A 19,639-nucleotide genomic window follows, 5' to 3' on the forward strand; every position below is an offset into this window, starting at 1 on the left:
GCCGTCCTCACCTAAAACAACCAACAAAGGCCCCCTGCGGCGCTTTCCCGACCCAACACAACGGAGTCCCCACCACCCGCAATGGGTGGTGGGGACTCCGTGCTGCGTTCCCGAACGTGATACCCGCCCTGTACCCTCACCGGGTAACCGCGGGCATTATTCGTTGGAAACTCATGTACTGGTGGAGATGGGGGGAATCGAACCCCCGTCCGACGGCCGCACAACAGGACTTCTCCGGGTGCAGCTCGCTAGCGTTTTTCTCGGCCCCGGCGTCTCACGCGAGCAAGGACGCCGACGGGCTCAGTCGATGAAAAGTCCCGAGAGCCCTACCGACACGGGCTCTCAGCAGTGGCTTCCTAGATGACGCCAGGAACCGGGGCGGAAGCGCTCCCCGGGCTGACGGACTTCGAGGCTCGCTCAGGCGGCGAGGGCGAAGTCGGTGCGAGTGTTATCGGCACCTATTGGTTCGCGCAGAGCGTTGACGAGATGACTGCGCATCCTCGACCCGCTTCTCCTGAACCTACGACCGTCGTCGAAACCGATCATCCCCTATGAAGGTGTCACCGGGCTCCCGCAGGAGACCCGGAACGCGCTCTCAGCAGAGCCAGGCCACTCTAGCAGAACCAGGAGACGAGAGCACTGAGGGCTACTGCTCCATACCTCACGTGGCCGGTCAGCAGGTAGAAACGCTCACGGAGCCTCGCTCCCTCCTGCCTCAGCCCCGACGCCGGTTGGCGGCTGCCATGGCCCGGGCCGCCTCCCGCTTGTCCTGCGCCTCACGCAGCGCCTGGCGCTTGTCCCAGTCCTGCTTACCCCGTGCCAGGGCGATCTCCAGCTTGGCGCGTCCCCCGATGAAGTACAGCTCCAGCGGGACCACCGTGTAGCCCTTGGCCTGGACCCTGGTCTCGAGGCGCTCCAGCTCACTGCGGTGCAGGAGCAGCTTGCGCTTGCGACGCGGGGAGTGATTGTTCCACGTCCCCTGCAGGTACTCGGGGATATGTGCCCCCTGGAGCCAGGCCTCACCATGGCGGTCGATCTCGATCCAGGCCTCGGTCAGCGAGGCCCGCCCCATGCGCAGCGCCTTGACCTCGGTGCCGGTAAGGACCAACCCCGCCTCGTAGCGGTCCTCGATGAAGTAGTCGTGGGTCGCCTTGCGGTTCCGGGCCACCGTCTTGTGGGCGTCGGAGGCGGCCTTCGCCTTCTGCCCGGCCGTTGGCTTGGGCGCCCGAGCGGACTTGGAGGCAGGGGTCATCGGCCTGTCCTTTCACGAGTACGGGATGGCTGGCGCTCCCATGTCAGCACGGCCCGGAGTTCCCTCCGAGCGGGCCGAGCCCGACCGGGGCATCGTGGCGTGACACGACGACGCGCAGGGACAGGAGTCTACGGGCCCCGTCAAGAACGACCCGGCTAGAAGCCGGGCAGGGACATCGGGTCGATGTACGCCCCGTCCTGGGCCACCTGGAAGTGGACGTGCGCCCCGGTGGCGTAGCCGGTTGAGCCGGTCGCGCCGACGACGTCGCCGCGCTTGACCTGCTGGCCATCGGCGATGCTGCGCGAGGAGAGGTGGCACAGAGTGATGACGTAGGAGTGCCCGTCAATGATGCCACCGTTGATGTCAATGCCGATGCCGCAAGACTCGGAGTCCCAGTAGGTGGCCACTCCGGAGACCGCCGCGTACTGGGGCGTCCCCTCACTCGCGGCGAAGTCGACCCCCTGGTGTCCTGTGGCAACACCGGTGACCGGGTGGACGCGGTACCCGAAGGGCGAGGTCACCTCGAGCGGGCCGGTGATCGGGTGCCCGATGTACCCGCTTCCCAGGGAGTCGGCGCCGATCGAACTGGCGGGGACCGAGGGCATCGTTCCGGCGCTGGCCGCGGCCCGGTTGGCGGCGTCGATCTGGGCAACTCGTGCGGCCGCTGCCGCGGCATCGGCGTTGGCCTGATTGAGCTGGGACTGCAGATCGCTCTTACGGCTCTCCAGCGCCTCGGCGGCCGACTTCTTCTGGGCAGCCAGCTTGGCGACCTCGTCCCGCTTGGTCTTGGCCGCGTCCCGGGCAGCCTTGGCGTTCGCCTCGGCGGTGTCAGCCTCGGTCTTGAGCGTGCTGACTCGCGTGGTGGCAGCATTCTGCCTGGCCTCACGGTTGGCGTTCTGAGCACGCTCGACCTCGGCGGCGGACAGTACCGCCTCCTGGACTCCCGAGCCGATCTCAACCGCTGAGGCGCGCTGGCTGAGCTCCTCGACGTCCTGAGAGGCGAGGACATAGCTCCAGGAGGTCACCGAGTTGTCCCCCTGATAGGTGGACACCACGATCTCCGCCACCGAGTCGGAGGTCTCCTCGGCCGTCTTCTTGGACGCCTCGGACTCCTTCTTGACCGTCTCCAGGCTGTTCTGCGCCGTGGTCAGGCGGTCACTGGCGATCTGCTGTTCTCTCTCCTTGGCGGCCAGATTCGTCTCAGCGGTGGTCAGCTGGGTCTCCGCGGTACTCAAGGAGGCCTGGGCGTTCTGAAGCGAGATGTATGCCTGTCCCAGATCGGCGCTGACCCCCTCCAGCGAGGACATCACCTGCTGCTGCTTGCGCTGCGCCTCGTTCTGCTTGGCAACGGCGTCGTCTCGCTCATCGGCCAGGGAGATGTCCCCGGAGTAGAAGAAGACGAGGCTGGCGGCCGCCAGGGCGCAGACTGCGGCACGCCGGCGTGAGCGGCGCAGGAACAGACGAGACAGCATGTGAGATCAGATCCTCGTGTACTTGGACAGCGATAGGGCGGAGGAGACCGCGGCCAGGGCGATGGCGGCCAGGATCAGCCAGGGCGACAGGAGGAGGACATCCCTGGTGCTGATGAAGGCGCTCGTGAAGGAGATGGAGGAGGCGAGCCACCCCTCCACGACGTAGCGGACTCCCACCCACAACGTGGCCACGGCAAGAATCGCCCCGGTGAGGGCGGCGATGACCCCTTCGAGGATGAAGGGCAGCTGGATGAAGAGGTTCGAGGCCCCCACCAGACGCATGATCCCGGTCTGTCGGGAGCGGGACATGGCCGACAGCCTGATGGTCGTCGAGATGAGCAGCACCGCGGCCACCGCCATGATGGTTGCCAGCCCTCCCGTGATCCAGGAGGCCCGGTTCATCACGAGGAAGAGCGGCTCGAGGGTGGAGCGCTGGTCGACCACCCGCTCCACGCCGCTGTGCCCCTCGAACTGCTCGGCCACCAGCTTGTAGTTCTCGGCGTCCTTGAGCTTGATGCGGAAGGACACGGGCATCATGTCCTCCGTCGCGTTCCTCCCGACGGCGGACTTGGCGTAGGCCTTCATGAAGTTCTGATAGGCCTGGGCCTTGGTCTCCATCTGGTAGGACTTGACGTAGCCGGAGGGGGCGCCGCTGGTGATGAGGTTCTCGACCTCGCTGATCTGAGCGGCGGTGGCCTCGCCGTTGGCGCAGTTGGAGGAGGCCGAGGACTTGGGGCACATGTAGACCGAGACCTCGACCTTGTCGTACCAGTCGCCCTTCATGGTCGAGATCTGGCTCTGCAGCAGCGACGAGGCTCCGACGAAGAGCAGCGACACGAAGGCAACGAGAATCACGGACACCGTCATCGCCAGGTTCCGGTACATGCCCTTGGCGGTCTCCGACAGGACGAAACGCAGTCTCACAGTTCTTCTCCTTCAGCGGTCCGAGCCGTAGACGCCGCGGTCCTGGTCGCGCACGACCTCGCCGCCCTTGAGCTCGATGACGCGTTTACGCATCTGGTCGACGATCTCGTCGTCGTGAGTCGCCATGACGACCGTGGTCCCCTGCCGGTTGATGCGGTCGAGCAGACGCATGATCCCGACCGACGTCGAGGGGTCCAGGTTCCCGGTGGGCTCATCGGCCAGGAGGAGCTTGGGCCGGTTGACCATGGCGCGGGCGATCGCCACGCGCTGCTGCTCACCCCCGGAGAGCTCGTGCGGCAGGCGCCTCTCCTTGCCGGCCAGCCCCACCAGGTCGAGGGCCTCGGGCACAGCGGAGAGGATGTAGTGGCGCGGCTTACCGATGACCTGGGAGGCCAGCGCCACGTTCTCCAGAACGGTCTTGTTCTCCAGGAGCCGGAAGTCCTGGAAGACGAAGCCGATCTCCTGCCGCAGCTGGGGCACCTTCCACGAGGAGATCTTCGACAGGTCACGTCCCAGGACGTGGATGCGTCCCTTGGTGGGGCGCTCCTCCCGGATGACCAGCCTCAGGAAGGTCGACTTGCCCGATCCCGAGGCGCCGACAAGGAACACGAACTCGTCACGATTGATCTTGATGTCGACGTCGTCGAGCGCCGGACGCATCCCCCGGTCATAGACCTTCGAGACGTGGTTGAAGCGGATCATCTGCTCGTTGCTCCCCTGCTGCGCCCCGAGCACGGCACTCGGGTTCATGGCGTTGTGGCCACCGTATGCGCCGACACGCCATTTTTCCGCCGTGACACGCCCAGCGTCGATGTGGCTTGTGATGGCAGGGACGCGGCGTGATCCTCCTGTGATCCCAGACCTCGACAGCCCCAAGCTCCAACCACTGACCGGCAACGCACCCTAGGCTTGGGAGCATGAGTGAGACCTCCCTATCGCCCGCGCTGACACGTGCCTTCGAGGATCGCGTCGACCTGGGTTCCTGGGCGGGCTTCACCTCGTCGCTGGCCCGGTTCCTCGACGAGGTGTGCAGGCCGCCCGCGCAGCGGGGAGAATCCGCCGAGGCCGCCATTGATCCCTCCGGCGGTACCTTGCTGCTGACTGCCCCGCTCCCCATGGTCAAGCCCGAGGAGCTGGTTCCCCAGGGGCGCTGGTCGCAGCTGCTGACGAGGCTGTCCCTCGTCACTCCCCCGGTCCCCTCCCCGGACCTGCCGGGCGTGGTCCTCGTCGGCCGCTCCGACGGCGTCGAGGTATCGCTGCCCGAGCTCGATGCGCAGGGACGGGTGCTGCTGGGCCCCACCGAGCGCAGGATCCTGGGGGCGATCGGTTGGCAGGAGAGCCATCACGTCTTCGCCAGGCTGCTGTCCGACGCAGACGAGACCGCCGACCTGGTGACCCGCATCCTCATCGAGGTGCTCGAGGTCGCCCATCCCGCGGACCTGGACTACCTCCTGCGCGCGCACTCCGACATCAGCTGACCCCGAGGGCCTGCTCGACGAGATCATCGGCGAGCTCATAGACGGGCCACGGCTCCCCGGTCTGATCCTCACTGCGTGCACAGGCCGGATCGATGACGAAGGACTCAGGGCTCTGCGCGTGCGTCGCGCTGGGCTGACCAAGCCCGGTGGGCTCAGTGGACTCGGTGGACTCACTGAGCTCGGTGGACTCTGCGGACTCTCGGGGGTCTCCAGGCCCCGGGGCCGGTGAAGCCGAGGCGCCTGAGGCCACCGCCTCAACCTCCCAGTGATCCGACGGGACGCGCTCCTCGCCACCAGGCTCGAGCTCGGCATCACCGGTTCCCGCCCCGGAGGAGGCCGACGGCGCCGACTCCGCGGCTCTGACGCGCGCAAAGCGGGACTCCCCTCTGGTCAGGTCGTGACCGGCGGCCTGAAGCGTGATGACGTTGGTCTCGTGCTTCCTGCCGTTGCTCTCCCAGGACTCCTGGGAGAAGCGTCCGGTGAGCAGGACTGCGTCCCCTTTGCGCAGGGAGTGGCTCAGATTGGCGGCGAGCTGGCCCCACGCCTTGGCGGTGAACCAGATCGTCTCGGCGTTGTTCCAGCCCTGCTCAGTGCGGTAGGTGGGGGTGACGGCGACGCGGAAACGGCAGTAGGGACGGGCATTGTCCCCGACACGGGACAGGGCCGGATTGGTTCCGACGACGCCCTGAACGGTGAGGTCGAGCTGACGAGTCATGAGGGGCTCCTTGGTTGTGGGCGGGCGGCCCTCTGCCGCCCCTTCACCACAACGGTGCTCGGACCGTCCCTCAAGTGCCCAGCCGGCCGCGCGCTCAGTCCCCACCTCTGTCTCACCGAAGGGCAGGCTCAGGGCTGTGGCCACACGGCTGCCTTGCACAGACGGGGTTAGAGCCCCAAAGCCGATTGCAGCACCCGGTGCTTGTCCAGAACCTTGGCGGCCGGCCGGCTCAGTCCTCGCTCAACCACGGACTCCAGGCGGTCACGCACCCGTTGTCCATAGCGCTGCGCCTCACGGCGCGCTCTGCTGCGCCGGCGCACCGTGGCGATCAAGAGCGCCAGGAGTCCGACGGCGACGAGGCAGACCGGGGCGATCTCGATGCTGCGGTGCAGGACCTCGAGCCCCTCTCGCACCACGGAGGCGGTCAGCCACGACACCCCGCCGAGCACCATGAGCAGGCCTCCCCACCACAGCAGGTCGATCAGCGGCTGGCGGTGCCCCGGCAGCGCCACTGAACCAACCGCCTCGGCGGTCTGCCCTGCCAAGGTCTCCGGGGAGACGACGGAGGCCTCCATGCTCCGGGCCCACGTGGGCGGCAGCCCTTGGGAGGTGCGGTGGACCCAGGTGGAGTGGGCCGAGGACACCGCGGTGCGCGAGGGCGGTTCGGGACGGGCCAGTGCCCTGGGCAGCACCCTGGACAGCCCGGCCCTCACCGAGTCCTCCACCGCCTGGGCGCCGGAAGCCTGCAGCAGCACCTTGGTGGTCTCCTCGGTGAGCTCGGCATCGAGCTCCACCTTGTTGCGAGCCACCGTGGGACGCAGACGACGGGTGATCGCGTCGAGCTCGGCCGAGGCCGTGCGTGCCGCGTTGGACTCCCGGGCGACGCGCTGGCGCAGCATGCTGCGCACGACGTCGAGGTTGTCGCCGCGCACGGCCGAGACCGGGAGCACCTGAACCTGACTGAGCCCGTCGTCCTTGAGAAGAGACCCGACGTCATCGAGCAGACTCGCCAAGCCGCTCTCCGGGAGGGTATCCACCTGGTTGACCAGGACGAGCATGTCCTCCTGGCGGGCGCCCAGTCCGCGCAGGTAGCCGTCGTGCAGGGCCGCGTCGGCATACTTCTGAGGATCGACCACCCACACGAGGATGTCCGCCAGCGGAACGAGGCGATCCACCTGCAGGGAATGCTCCGTCGTCACCGAGTCGTAGTCGGGGACGTCGAGCAGGACCAGACCGGCCATGGAGCCCTGGTCCTCGCCGTCGAGGATCGAGTCCCTCCGGATTCGCCGTTCCGAGGAGACCCCGAGGAAGTCCAGGAGCGGGCCGGCGTCGTCACCCCAGGAGCAGGCGGCGGCCCGCGACGTCGTGGGGCGACGCGCGCCGACATCCGCGAAGTTCAGCTGAGTCAAGGCGTTGAACAGCGACGACTTGCCCGAGCCGGTGCCCCCGAAGAGCGCGACGACAGTGTGATCCACTCCCAGCGCCAGACGCTGGGCCACGGCATCAAGTGCCTTGTGAGCAGGGATCGACAGGGAGGCCGGAACCTCCGTGGGGCACAGGCGCAGCGCCTCCCGAACCGCGCTGAGACGGGCATCGAGGTGCTCGGCGTCGAGCACCTCGAACCCTCTGTGCGCCGAGGAGGTGGAGGGGACGGATTCGGAATGGCTCATGCTGTGGCTCCGGGACGGGTAAAGGGCTTGAGCTCGCCCGAGCGCAGACGCAGCGCAGCGGCGAACCCAGGGGCGGGGGCCAGCGAGGTGGCCGCCCCCTTGGGGACTGTGGCAGTCAGCGCCTCGGTAACCGCTTCCACCAGGAGAGCACTGGCCTGAGCGGTCTGCTCCTCCAGTCCCAGGCGTCTGGCGGCTGCAACAGCCCCGTCGACACCGGCTGCCGCGGAGATGAGGAGGTCGATGACACTACCGGGGCTCAGTCTACGGATGTCCTGCGGGTTCTCGATATTGGCCTCCAGGTAGCCGACCCAGGCCTCAATGGTCGCGGCTGCGTCATCACCCTGCCCCAGGAGCCTACGGGCATGCTCCTCGGCCCCCGCTTCGGCCCAGGCCCTACGAGCCTCGGCGCTCAAGGCGATCATGGCGGCCTGGAGCTGGTTGGCCAGGGCCTCGCGGGCATCGGTGGCCAGCTGGGAGAGCCCCTCGGCCCGGGCCTTGTCCGCCCGCCCCAGGAATCCTCTGCGCAGTCTGCCTCCCTGGGCCAGCGAGGCCAGGGGGCCTCCGGAGGAGGCCAGGGTGATCCACCGGGTGGCGGTGGCGCCCTGGCCTGCTGAACCGGCCCTGATGTCAGCGCTCAGCGCCTCAATGGCGGTCTCCCTCAGCTCCTGGCACGTCCTCTCCAGCTCCTGGGCCACCGCGTCCTGGGCGTCGACGTCGTCGGCCAGGCGCTCCAGGTCGGCGCGCAGAGTGCTCCACACCCCCCTGCCGGTACGCCGCACGAGACCGGCTGCACGGTGACGCCCGGCGAGGAGCTGCAGCCAGTCACGCAGCTCGCTGACGCCGTCATCCGACAGGAGCCCCTCGTGCGGCCCGGCATCCGGGACGACGAAGAAGGGTGCCTCCGACAGCCCCAGCCCCTGCAGGCGGGTAATGAGATCCCGACGCACCTCGGGCAGGATCTTCGCCGGTACCCGATTGAGAACCACGCCGATGGGGGTCTCGCGGCGCGCGGCCTCCTCCAGCGTCGTCCACGGCGTCTGGTCGCCGTAACGCGCCGCGGTGGTGACGAAGAGCCACAGGTCGGCGGCCTCCAGCAGCCTACCGGCCAGAGCCCGGTTGGCCTCGTGCACGGAGTCCAGGTCCGAGGCATCGATCAGGGCCAGGCCGGCCGGAATGGCAGCGGAGACCTCCTGGCGGCAGACCTGGGTCAGAGGGTGCTCGGACAGCGAGCCCATATCCTCAGGATTGGCCACCAGGACCGGGGTTCGAGTGGTGGGTCGGAGTACTCCGGCGACTGAGACCTCCTGGCCGAGCACGGAGTTGACGAGCGTGGACTTCCCGGCTCCCGTGGATCCCCCGACCACCACGATGGAGGGAACATCAGCATCCTGGAGGCGGGGAACGACCTGGTCACGGACCTGCCCGATGAGACCGTCGCGCAACGTGCGCGCAGCCTCGATGCCGTCGGCACTCAGGGCCAGGTCGAGGCGCTCGAGGTCCCGGACCAGGTCGGACAGGACATCGAGGAGCTGAGCGCGACTCAGGGCGGAGACGGGGGCGTCGTCCTTGGAGTGGCGCGAGGGGACAGGAGCGGGCATGTGCCAACACTATGAGCACAGCGCAGCAGAGTCGACGATTGATCTCGACAGTTCACACCACATGTGTCGCAAGCTCAGTGAGAATCTCCTGTCACTCCGCTGTGACCACCGCGAGCGCGCGCCGAGTCCCCCTCGAGAAGGCGGATGACACTCTCAGGCGGGCCGGGAACGCAGCCGCCGGCCACGCCCTCAGAAGCGGGGAGCTCACGGGGCGATGAGTGCGACACCATCGTCACAGCCCCGGCGAATCGGCGACCCGAACGGTCGATAGTCCGCGGAATATCAACCTTCTCGGCCTCGACCGCCAGTGCCCCCGGCCGGACTCGAACCGGCAACCTGCGGATTAGAAGGCCGATGCTCTATCCATTGAGCTACGGAGGCGTGCGCGAAGCGCCTCACCAGCCTACGCCATCAACCCGGCGGCCCCACCCCCGACGAGGGGGACGTCCCGAGGCGGTCGTCAGCACCAGAAGACGATCTCGAGAAGATCACATCGCCATGACGAGAACGCATCGATCTGAACGAGCGAATGGTTCTGCGCAGCCGCGACGTTCACGCCTCACACTGCTGAGCACAATCACCGCAATACGACCGTGATCGCACTGCAACAACCCTGTGACCGATTCGATCGACACCGGGGAGGGCCCGCACCTGCCCCGACGGCGTCGTCCGCGTGTATCCAACCTCACGCCGGGGAGTCCTCACTCTTAGCGACGACGACGAAACACCAGTATCGTGGCCGCAGCCCCATCCCACACCTCCGGAAGGACTGCGCCTTGCCCACTCCCGCACTCATCGTGCGCTCCCTCTCTGCCCAGTCATCACTGGAGCCCCACACCTTCACCGCTCCTTTCACCGTGGGACGCTCACCGGACAGCGACGTTCAGATCGTCCACCCCCTTGTCTCCCGCACTCACCTCCAGGTGACCCCCACCCCGACCGGGTGGGCGGTGAGGTGCCAGGGCCGTAATGGCATGCTCGTCAACGGGGCCGTGACGCGCGAGGCGCTCGTGACTCAGGGGACTCGAATCCAGCTGGGCGACGCCTCCGGGCCAGCGCTGGGGCTCACTCCGGTCGTCTCCGGCAGCGCGCCTCAGGCCGGCGCCCCCAACCAGCCCCGGCAGATGGGCCAGCCCGCGCCATCCGCGCCGAGCGCCCCTTTCATCCCATCGCAGCCGAGTGCGGCCTCCGCCCCGCAAGCCGCACCCCTCCAGCGCCCGGCAGGCCCGACCCCGGCCGCGGCCCTCCCGGCGCAGGCCGCGCCCATGCCCCAGGCCATGGCATCGGCGTCCTCTGCAGCCACCTACGTGGCACCCCCGGGCCGCCAGGCGCCTCCCTCATCGAGCTCAGCGGGCTCGGGAGCCTTCCCCACCTCACGCCACACGCTCAAGTCCTTCCGCGTCACCTCCTCGGGCACCATCGGGCGCGCGCCCGACAACACCCTGGTCCTGGATGACCCGCTCATCTCCAAGCACCACGCCCGTATCGACGTCTCCCCCAACGGCATGGTCGTCACCGACCTGGGATCCACCAACGGTCTGTACGTCGCCGGGCAGCGCGTGTCGCAGGTCCAGGTCACCCAGCCCGTGCTGATGGGTCTGGGATCGACCTTCATCGCCCTGAGCCCGGACGGTCTGTGCGAGGTCCAGGTCGCCGGCGGAGCCGGCGGCGAGCTGGTGGGTAAGGACCTGACCTTCCGGGTCAACAACGGCAGCATGACGCTGCTCGACGGCATCTCCTTCTCGCTGCCGGGCAACGAGCTGCTGGCCGTCGTCGGCCCGTCGGGAGCCGGGAAGTCGACGCTGCTCAAGGCCCTCACCGGCGAGCAGAAGGCCCAGGAGGGCCAGGTGCTCTTCAACGGGCTGGACGTGTACGAGCACTACCCGGTCATGCGCAACAAGATCGGCGTGGTCCCCCAGAGCGACGTCATCCACTCGGCCCTCACTGTCCGCAAGACCCTCGAGTACGCCGCTGAGCTGCGCTTCGCCAAGGACGTGTCCAAGGCCGAGCGGCGCCAACGCATCGCCGAGGTCCTGGAGGACCTCGACCTGACCGCGCACGTGGACAAGCGGGTCAAGAAGCTCTCCGGAGGCCAGCGCAAGCGGGTCTCCACCGCCATCGAGCTGCTGACGCGCCCCAGCCTCCTGTTCCTCGACGAGCCCACCTCCGGTCTGGACCCCCAGCTGGACCGTGACGTCATGGACCTGCTGGCGTCCCTGGCTCACGGGACGCGTCCTGGCGACAGCGGCCGCACGGTCGTCGTCGTCACCCACAATGAGAACCACATCGACCGCGCGGACAAGGTCCTCATCCTGGCGGCGGGCGGCAAGCCCGTCTACTACGGCTCCCCCCGCGAGGTACTCCCCTACTTCCGCCAGAGGCTCAACGAGATCGCCTCTCAGGGCCGCCTGCTGCTCAACACCCCGAAGGGCACCCTGCCCGACCCACCCGCCGTGGACGGCTACGCCGACGTCTACGCCCTCATCCGCAACCACACCGCGGAGCTGCGTCAGTACATGGAGGCCACAGTGCCTTCGACGCGGCGCGGAGGGGCTCCCGCAGCGGCCGCGGGACCGGCGACGCAGGAGAAGCCGCCCAAGCAGCAGTCCGTGCTCAGGCAGGTCTCGACCCTTGTGCGGCGCCAGCTGCGGATCGTGGCGGCGGATCCGTCCTACCTCGCCTTCATGCTGCTGCTCCCCATCATTATGGGACTGCTCACCAAGGCCATCGAGGGCAGCGACGGCTTCGCGGTCCCCCACTACCCGGAGCCCACTCCCCCGACACCGGAGAACCCCACTCCCCCGATCATCAAGTACTCCAGCCAGGCCCTGCAGCTGTTGGTCATCCTCATCACCGGGGCGGCCTTCTCGGGGATGTCGGCGACCATCCGCGACCTCATCGGGGAACGGGACGTCTTCCTGCGGGAGAAGGCCGTCGGCCTGAGATCCGGCGCCTACCTGTTCTCCAAGGCGACCATCCTGGCGCTCATCACCACCATTCAGACCGCACTGATGCTGGGCATCGCCCTGGCCCTCAACAAGGGCCCCACCGATGCCGTCATCCTGGAGGGGTGGCCGGGACTCGAGCTGGCCTTCTGCTGCTGGGCCGTCGCCTTCGTCTCCGGGCTCCTGGGCCTGGCGGTCTCCGCGATGGTCTCCTCCTCCGAGCAGGTCATGCCGGTCCTGGTGGTCTCCATCATGGCCCAGCTGGTTCTGTCCGGCGGAATCATCCCGATCTCGGGACGGGCGGTCTTCGAGCAGCTCGCCTGGTTCATGCCATCGCGGTGGGGTTACGCCATGGCCGCCTCCACGTTGGAAATGCTCGCCATCCTGCCCAACCGCGACGACGCGCTGTGGAAGCACGAGACCGCGCAGTGGCTGACGGACTACGGCCTGCTCTCAGCCATCGGACTGGTCTGCATGGTGATGTGCTACGTCGCCCTGGCTCGCCGCGGGCGTCGCTGATCCCCTTTCGAGCCCTCCCGAGTATGAGCGCCGGGGTGCCGACCACTGAGCTGGTCGGCACCCCGGCGCCGCGTTTCGCAGGTGTTCCTACTTGCTGGTGATGCGGGAGACCACCAGATCGAAGAAGTAGGAGGATCCTTGTGCGACCAGGAGGCGGGCATCGCTCTGGTCCTTCGCGGGAGGGACGGTGCCGCCGTAGGCGCCGGGAACCTTCCAGCCGACCTTGCCCGTATCGGGCGATACGGCGACGACGAGGTTCCCAGGATCACTCGCCGAGCTGCTGTACTCCCCGACCTCCACCAGCACCTGTCCGTCACTGAGCAGCCCAATGGGCCTGATGTGGCACCCGTCACTCTGCGAGAACTCGGGTAGCGCGAGCTTCTTGCCACCGGCCTTGGCCGTGCAGGCACTCTTATCGACCACGACGTCGACCGTGCCGCCGGGGCCGATGACCGGAGTGGTCGAGGAAGAGGCCTTGGCCAAGGAGGAGTAGGCGTCCTTCAGCGCCGAGGCATCCAGTGGCGCTGACGCTGCCCACCAGTGCTTCTCCGAGAACTTGCCTGAGACGGTTCCCGCCTCGCTGCCGTTGGCCTTGTAGATCGTGGCACCCGAGGACGTCACTCGAGAGAAGACCTCCGGCCCGGACTCGATGTTGAATCCACCGGGGAATCGAGTGTCCTCATCGAAGTCCGAGTCCGGCTGCTCGCCGCGCTCCGAGACGAGCACCTCTCCGGTCTTGGCCGACAGCACCTGGAACTGTCGCGACTTGATCTCGTAGGTGAGGATGAAACCGTTAGCGACCCGGCCTCCCTTGTACTGGCCGGAAGCGGTCCACTTCTCCTTGCCGGATGCGTCGTATCCCCTCATGGGGCCTCCGTCGGAGGACTCCCCCTTGTCGGACACGATGCCGAGCTCCGGTGTCGCGCCGATATAGAAGGAGCCCTTGGAGAAGGGCACCTTGGAGGTCTTGCCCGTAGCCCCGATGACTGTGGACTCGTCACTGGTCTGGGTGCAGAGCATCGAGCCACCGACCCAGGGGAGGGCCTTGTAGCACTCACCGCTCCACACCGGCGTCGTCGTGCTCTTCGTGAGATCCACGAGGTGCTTCTTGCCATCGCGTTGGAAGGCGATCGTGGCTCCGTCTGCGGATGCGACGGGTTCGGAGACCTCCGAGTAGCGCAGCTCCTCTCGGACACCGTTGCCGGCGGGCAGGGCCGCCGCCCACCGGTTGTCGATCTCCGCTCCGGAGAAGAAGTACCACCAGGTCGCTCCCGCCCCCACCACTGCCAGGACGGTGACCACGGCGACCGCAGCCACCCACCGACGGCGCCACCACCGACGGCGCGCGCCGGCCTGCGGCCCACCCGTCGCAGCCTGCGGATACTGCGAGCCCGGCTGACCGGAGAAAGCGGACGCAGCCGGGCTGGGGCCACCGGGGCTGGTCGGCAGCGCAGGAGCGGCGAAGCCCGCGGTCCCTGCCGTTCCCGGACTGAGAGGAACCTGTCCGGGTCCCGGGACGTACTGCTGCCCGCCCACCAGGGTCGGCGCATCCGGGGCGAAGGCCATCGTGGCCGAGGTCGCCGAGGGACTCGGCAGCGTCGCCGGCGGCGCCGCGGGCTCGGCAGGAGGGAGGGCGTCCCAGTCGTAGGGAACGAGCGAGGCCGTCGACTGCGGAGGCGAGGCGAGGCGAGGCGCTGCGGGAAGACCGGCCAGAGCGGACTGCATGACGTCCAGGCGCTGGGCGACGTCCTCAATGGAAGGACGCATATCGGGCTGCTTGGAGATCATCGAGGCGATGAGCTCCCACAGCGGGTCGGGCACTCCCAGAGGCCGGCCCGCGTCACGTCGGGCGTGCTGGCTGAGCAGCTGGGCGGGCTCCCCCACGAACGGCGTCGTCCCACACGTCATCTCATAGAGCATGATGCCCAGTGAGTAGATGTCGGCGGCGGAGGTCGGGGCCTGCAGCGACAGAATCTCCGGCGCCATGTACAGCGGTGTTCCGATGGCCCCCGTGAGGTGGGAGGCGGAGAAGGTGTCGCAGATGCGCGCCACCCCGAAGTCCGCGAGTCGGGGCACAACGGTCTCGGGCACCTCCTCTCCCGGGGCGACACCAACGACGACCGTCTCAGCCGGGTCGCCGCCCCGGCTGAGACGGGAGCTGAGCAGGACATTGGCGGGTTTGATGTCCCGGTGGATCACGCCGGCCCGATGAACCGCGGACAGTCCCTGAGCGATACGCGTCCCCAGGGACGCCACCTGCGCAGGTGGCAGACTGCCGTGAACCCTCAGAAGATCTCTCAGGTCACCGCCGTTGACGTAGTCCATGACGATCGCGAAGGTGGAGCCCTCGATGACGACGTCACGAATGGCGACGACATAGGGGCTGCGTACCCGCAGCAGAGTGGAGCGCTCCTTGATGAAGCGCTCCACGACGTCGGGATTCTCCACCAGCTCCGCACGCAGAACCTTGAAGGCCAAGGTCTCGCGGGCATCCGTGCGCCGACCGCGCCAGACCTCTCCCTGGGCGCCCACACCGATCCGGGCCTCCATGATGTAGGAGCTTCCGAGGTGACGGGGGTCGGGGCTTTGGGACATCAGTGCTCCGTGTTACTCAAGGGCGGTCAGACTTCATGGAGACCTTATCTCGATCTTTGCACCGCCGGACTGCTATGCCAGGACACGGTCACCCATCGCGCCTCGAATGTCACCACCCCCATGGGAGGGTCCACGGACCTGAAACTCGCCGAGATGACTACAGTGGTTCCCGTGAGCAAGCAGATGACTACCTCTGACCCGCTGGTGTGGATCGACTGTGAGATGACGGGGCTGGACCAGAGCGCCGACGCGCTCATCGAGGTCGCCGTCGTCGTCACCGACTATGAGCTCAAGCCCCTGGCGGAGGGAATCGATGTGCTCATCAAGCCTCCCGCCGCTGCGCTGGAGCAGATGGACGACTACGTGCGCAACATGCACACCTCCTCCGGCCTCCTGGCCGCCCTGGAGGACGGGGTGACCATGGAGACCGCCCGAACCACGGTCCTGGACTACGTGACCTCCCTGGTTCCCGAGCCCCGCACCGCCCAGCTCGCGGGGAACTCCGTGGGCACGGACAAGGCGTTCCTGGCTCGCGACATGCCCGAGCTCATCGAGCACCTCCACTACCGGATCGTGGACGTCTCCTCCCTCAAGGAGCTGGCCAAGCGCTGGTACCCCAGGACCTTCTTCCACGCGCCGAAGAAGGCCGGCGGGCACCGTGCGCTGGCGGACATCCTGGAGTCCATCGACGAGCTGCGTTACTACCGCGAAGTCCTGTTCCCCGCCGGGGAGGGCCCGAGCTCTCAGGAGTGCAAGGACGTGGCTGAGCGGATCCTCAACACACCTACCAGGTGAGCGGGACGACGGCGTCCTCGGCGCACCCATCGAACGTGACGTAGTGCACCAACTCCAGTTTGGTGTGCGGGCTGAGGAGCGGATACAGTACCGACTCGTTGCGGTGATACCGTACGTGGTGGCTGTAGCTCAGTCGGCAGAGCGCCTGGTTGTGGTCCAGGAGGTCGCGGGTTCAAACCCCGTCAGCCACCCCACTGATGGCAGGGATTATCCCTCCCCTCATCCCCCTCCCAAGGCAGCAAACGACGCTGCCACCTTAGCGGCGCAGATTTGCTGCGGACAGCGATGGCTTCAGCAGTTCTCCTGCGCCCCGACAAATGAGCAACGCACTCACTGCGACGCCCCTGCCGGCGCCGCAGGTCCTTGATGCTCCGACAACCAACCTTCGAGAAAGTCCCTCCCATGCAACGCCGCGACTTCATGCTCGCCCTGGCCGCTGGAACCGCAGGCTGCCTCAGCGCCTGCAACACCGCACGGCCGGCAGCCCATTCCGCCTCACCGGCCTCGTCCCCGGCGCAGGGCTCCCCCCTGACCTCAGCGTCCCCCTCACCCGTACCCTCACCGACCCCCTCCCTCAGCCCGCTTCACCTTCAGGACGGTCCTCCGCCACTGCCCGCACCCAGCCCGGCGGACTCGCTCATCACCGGCCTGCCGGAGAACGTCGGCAACGTCGTGGCCATCACCATCGACGACGGCGTCGACTCCTCAGTCGTGGACGCCTACCTGGATTTCGCCAAGGACTCGGGAGTCCGCCTGACCTTCTTCGTCACCGGCTGCTATCCGAGCTGGACCGACAACCGAGACAAGATGAGGCCCCTGGTGGAATCCGGGCAGATTCAGCTGGCGAACCACACCTGGACGCACCCCGATCTGACGACGCTGTCGGAGGGCGGGATCATCGACGAGATCACCCAGTGCGAGAACCTGCTGCGCAACACCTACGGCGTCACAGGCGCCCCCTTCATCCGACCACCCTACGGCGGCCGCAGCTCCTACACCGACTCGGTCTGCGCCAAGGTCGGCTACACGACAACGACCATGTGGTATGGCTCCTTCGGAGACTCCGGGCAACTCACACCCGAGGTCCTTCTCGGTGAGGCGCAGAAGTGGCTGCTCGCTCAGCACATCGTCATCGGTCACGCGAACTTCCCCACCGTCACATCCGTCTACGGTCAGATCATCGACATTCTGCGTCAGCGCTCTCTGCAGACAGCCACGCTCGACGATGTCTACTTTGGCCCCGGACACAATCGTCACGCCTGAGGGGACTCACCGCTCGAGAGCCTCCTGCCCCTCGCGGCACGACCGTCCCTGAGCAGAGCCGATCTCCGCGGTTCGCGGGAGGTAGGCGATCTCGCAGCGACCTTCGAGCTGCTCGTCGAAGGTACCGATCCAGTCATCACCGATGACGAAGACATCGATGCCGTACTCGTCGACGTCCTGGCTCTTCTGGCCCCAAGTCCGCTCGGGAACGACCATGTCGACATAGCGGATGGCCTCCAGCATCGCCTTGCGCTGCTCGTAGGAGAAGTAGGTGCGCTTCCCCTTGGAGGCGCTGAACTCATCGGTCGACAGAGCCACGATGAGATAGTCACCCATGGCCTTGGCCCGGCGCAGCAGCTCGATGTGCCCGTAGTGGAGCAGGTCGAAGGAGCCGTAGGTGATGATGCGTTTCATTGAGATAGTCCTCGCGGGTTGAATCCATCGATTTTGTATGAATCACACAAGAATCGGTGGCATTGTCGTTGGATGCGCGTATGGCGGTGGAACGCGCTCGCCACTAAGTCTAAGCACGAGACACCCCCCAAAATTCCTTTGTTACCCCTCCGCAGCAGGCTTTCAACTATGTCGGCCGTCACCCACTATCGCTTAACCCAATGAATGCGCGAAACCGCAGCACCGCCACCCGGCCCGAACCACCGCAACCTGAGGCCATCATGTGATAGAACCCCGGTATTCCGCGGTATCACAACGATTACGAGCGGTTTCGGCGCCGTCACGACAAGCCCCGAACATCACAGTCTGATTGCAGACAAGCCAATCATGACGACTGTCGCTTTTCCTACTGTGCGACACAACTACCGTTATAAGAAAGCGAGTAAAGAAGGCCACCCCTCAGGCCTTTCCCGCCCCAGAAGACCGGAGGTCACCAGTGGTCGCAGTAGCCCCTGCCCGACCCCTTACCAACCCCTCCCGCACGCGCTCGAGCATCCCCTCCGTGGCCGCTTCAGCACCCGGCCTCCCGTCTGATTTCTCGGCAGTGAGCCGAGACATCGCGTCGTGGGCACTATGTCTCTTCCTGGCGACCCTTATCAGGACGCTCTTATCAACGCATCGAATTCTTTATCCGCGCCTGCTCCTGATAGGGGTCGCGGCCGCAGCCCTCATTCAGATGACCGCCTGGTGCGTGACGTGGCACTACTGGCCGTGGGCCTCCACACGGGTCATGCCGTTCATCATCGTTGCCGGGGCCGGGTTCGCACTGGGTTCCTGCTTCCTCGACCTCGCCACGCAGGTCCACCTCCTTCCGTGGACCGCAGGCCTGGCAGGGTCGGCCGTCGCTGTGGCGGATCAGTGGCGGCACCGTCTGAGATGGAGGGCTCGCGCGCGGCGAGCCCTGGAGACGGCCTCATGACCACCCTGCTCCTGAGCGGGCTCGCCGTGACGGCAGCCGCCTGCGCCTCCTTGACCGCGGCCGTGATTCCACTCCTGAGGAGGGCCCGCGCCGTTGACGTCCCCGGGGACAGATCCCTCCACCGGATGCCCACCCCCCGCGGTGGTGGATTCGCCATCGTCCTGGCCACCTCACTGGCCACATGGGCGGCCATCCTCGCCGCGGTGCACCTGCAAGGCGCTGTTCGCGCCATGACCGGGCTCCACGTGGCGCTCATGGGACTGGCCACCGTGCTCGCTTTCGCACTGCTCGGACTGATCGAGGACCTGTTCTCCGTGTCCGTCAGGACCCGTCTGATTCTCCAGCTCGTCCTGGGCGCAGGGCTCGGTCTGGTGGCACACAGCGCCTTCGAGGTCTCGCTGTGGTGGACCCCGGCGATCTGCGTGGGCACAGCCGCGCTGGTCAACGCCACGAACTTCATGGACGGCGCCAATGGCCTGGCCTGCAGCCACGCCCTGATGACCTCTCTGTGGTACGTCCAGGTGGCGATCCTCGCCCCGGTCGCCGGACTGGGGCTCGTCATGATCTCGGTGGCCGGCGCGTGCCTCGGTTTCCTACCGTTCAACACTCCTCGCGCCAAGGTGTTCCTGGGTGACTCCGGCTCCTACGCCCTGGGCGGCGCCTGGGCCTTCGCCGTGACGGCCTGCCTGGCCCGGGGTGTGGCCGTGGAGGCGGCACTCGCCCCCGTCCTCGTTCTCCTAGTGGATACCGGCTACACCCTGTGGATGCGGCTGCGAGCGGGCCAGTGCTGGTACGAGCCGCACCGGCTGCACGTCTACCAGCGCCTGGTCTGCGCCGGATGGCCGCACTGGGCTTCGGCCCTCCTGGTCACCCTGGCCGCGGCGTCGTGCTCCGCCCTGGCGTCAGGCAGCCTCCTGACCAGCAACCGGCTCTGGATGCCCCAGGTCGCCATGGCCGCAGTTCTGATCCTCTATCTGAAGATGCCCTCCATCATCGGAGCGCCCAACCCCTTCCCCACCCCTCGAAGGGCGCGGTGAGGAC

The 19,639-nt window shown here is 67.2% G+C and carries 14 protein-coding genes, 2 tRNA genes and 1 other RNA gene; 6 read left to right on the forward strand and 11 right to left on the reverse strand.

The window, feature by feature from the left end:
* Positions 1 to 179: 179 nt before the first annotated feature.
* From ssrA to ftsE, 5 genes are all read right to left on the reverse strand, one after another.
* Positions 180 to 550: a transfer-messenger RNA gene (gene ssrA, locus FK267_RS12645) on the reverse strand.
* 165 nt (positions 551 to 715) lie between these two features.
* Positions 716 to 1,252: an SsrA-binding protein SmpB gene (gene smpB / locus FK267_RS12650; RefSeq protein ID WP_009747496.1), complete on the reverse strand. Its 537-nt coding sequence runs from the start codon at positions 1,250 to 1,252 to the stop codon at positions 716 to 718.
* 155 nt (positions 1,253 to 1,407) lie between these two features.
* Entirely contained in the window at positions 1,408 to 2,724 is a 1,317-nt protein-coding gene (locus FK267_RS12655; protein ID WP_004565298.1) for a peptidoglycan DD-metalloendopeptidase family protein, read from the reverse strand.
* A 6-nt stretch (positions 2,725 to 2,730) separates the two neighbouring features.
* Entirely contained in the window at positions 2,731 to 3,648 is a 918-nt protein-coding gene (ftsX, locus tag FK267_RS12660; protein ID WP_010614826.1) for a permease-like cell division protein FtsX, read from the reverse strand.
* 12 nt (positions 3,649 to 3,660) lie between these two features.
* The gene (ftsE, locus tag FK267_RS12665; RefSeq protein WP_004565300.1) at positions 3,661 to 4,350 is read right to left on the reverse strand and encodes a cell division ATP-binding protein FtsE; all 690 of its coding nucleotides are present in this window, start codon (positions 4,348 to 4,350) and stop codon (positions 3,661 to 3,663) included.
* 215 nt (positions 4,351 to 4,565) lie between these two features.
* Here ftsE and FK267_RS12670 point away from each other — a divergent pair, with 215 nt between their 5' ends.
* On the forward strand, positions 4,566 to 5,126 hold the full coding sequence (locus tag FK267_RS12670; protein WP_075379381.1) for a TY-Chap domain-containing protein: 561 nt from the start codon (positions 4,566 to 4,568) through the stop codon (positions 5,124 to 5,126).
* On the opposite strand, the gene FK267_RS12675 is transcribed toward FK267_RS12670, so the two are convergent.
* The 4 genes from FK267_RS12675 to FK267_RS12690 all read right to left on the reverse strand — a co-directional run bounded on the left by FK267_RS12675 (position 5,119) and on the right by FK267_RS12690 (position 9,490).
* On the reverse strand, positions 5,119 to 5,841 hold the full coding sequence (locus FK267_RS12675) for a single-stranded DNA-binding protein (RefSeq protein ID WP_075379382.1): 723 nt from the start codon (positions 5,839 to 5,841) through the stop codon (positions 5,119 to 5,121). The two genes, FK267_RS12670 and FK267_RS12675, sit on opposite strands and share 8 nt — an antisense overlap.
* Positions 5,842 to 6,008: 167 nt before the next feature.
* A complete protein-coding gene (locus tag FK267_RS12680) occupies positions 6,009 to 7,511 on the reverse strand; it encodes a GTPase (RefSeq protein ID WP_141407419.1) in 1,503 nt (500 codons plus the stop codon).
* Positions 7,508 to 9,109 carry a GTPase domain-containing protein gene (locus FK267_RS12685; protein ID WP_075379384.1) on the reverse strand — a complete coding sequence of 534 codons (1,602 nt, stop codon included), beginning with the start codon at positions 9,107 to 9,109 and terminating at the stop codon, positions 7,508 to 7,510. Before FK267_RS12685 ends, FK267_RS12680 begins: the two co-directional genes overlap by 4 nt.
* Before the next feature lie 308 nt (positions 9,110 to 9,417).
* Positions 9,418 to 9,490 (reverse strand) — tRNA-Arg (locus tag FK267_RS12690).
* Between the two features lie 395 nt (positions 9,491 to 9,885).
* Between FK267_RS12690 and FK267_RS12695 the strand changes: the two genes are divergently transcribed.
* Entirely contained in the window at positions 9,886 to 12,573 is a 2,688-nt protein-coding gene (locus FK267_RS12695; RefSeq protein ID WP_075379385.1) for an ATP-binding cassette domain-containing protein, read from the forward strand.
* 87 nt (positions 12,574 to 12,660) lie between these two features.
* Here FK267_RS12695 and FK267_RS12700 read toward each other — a convergent pair whose 3' ends face one another.
* Positions 12,661 to 15,168, reverse strand: coding sequence for a serine/threonine-protein kinase (locus tag FK267_RS12700; protein ID WP_141407420.1), 2,508 nt, complete (start codon positions 15,166 to 15,168; stop codon positions 12,661 to 12,663).
* Positions 15,169 to 15,351: 183 nt separating this feature from the next.
* On the opposite strand from FK267_RS12700, the gene orn reads away from it, so the two are divergent.
* The 3 genes from orn to FK267_RS12715 all read left to right on the forward strand — a co-directional run bounded on the left by orn (position 15,352) and on the right by FK267_RS12715 (position 17,226).
* A complete protein-coding gene (gene orn, locus FK267_RS12705) occupies positions 15,352 to 15,963 on the forward strand; it encodes an oligoribonuclease (protein ID WP_141407441.1) in 612 nt (203 codons plus the stop codon).
* Between the two features lie 118 nt (positions 15,964 to 16,081).
* Positions 16,082 to 16,157: transfer RNA gene (locus tag FK267_RS12710), tRNA-His, on the forward strand.
* Positions 16,158 to 16,365: 208 nt separating this feature from the next.
* Entirely contained in the window at positions 16,366 to 17,226 is an 861-nt protein-coding gene (locus tag FK267_RS12715) for a polysaccharide deacetylase family protein (protein WP_141407421.1), read from the forward strand.
* Positions 17,227 to 17,232: 6 nt separating this feature from the next.
* Here FK267_RS12715 and tagD read toward each other — a convergent pair whose 3' ends face one another.
* Entirely contained in the window at positions 17,233 to 17,640 is a 408-nt protein-coding gene (gene tagD / locus FK267_RS12720; protein WP_141407422.1) for a glycerol-3-phosphate cytidylyltransferase, read from the reverse strand.
* A gap of 954 nt (positions 17,641 to 18,594) precedes the next feature.
* Between tagD and FK267_RS12730 the strand changes: the two genes are divergently transcribed.
* Positions 18,595 to 19,635, forward strand: coding sequence for an MraY family glycosyltransferase (locus tag FK267_RS12730; protein WP_141407423.1), 1,041 nt, complete (start codon positions 18,595 to 18,597; stop codon positions 19,633 to 19,635).
* Positions 19,636 to 19,639 lie beyond the last annotated feature (4 nt).

It is taken from the genome of Actinomyces oris (genome assembly GCF_006546825.1).
Taxonomy (GTDB): domain Bacteria; phylum Actinomycetota; class Actinomycetes; order Actinomycetales; family Actinomycetaceae; genus Actinomyces; species Actinomyces oris.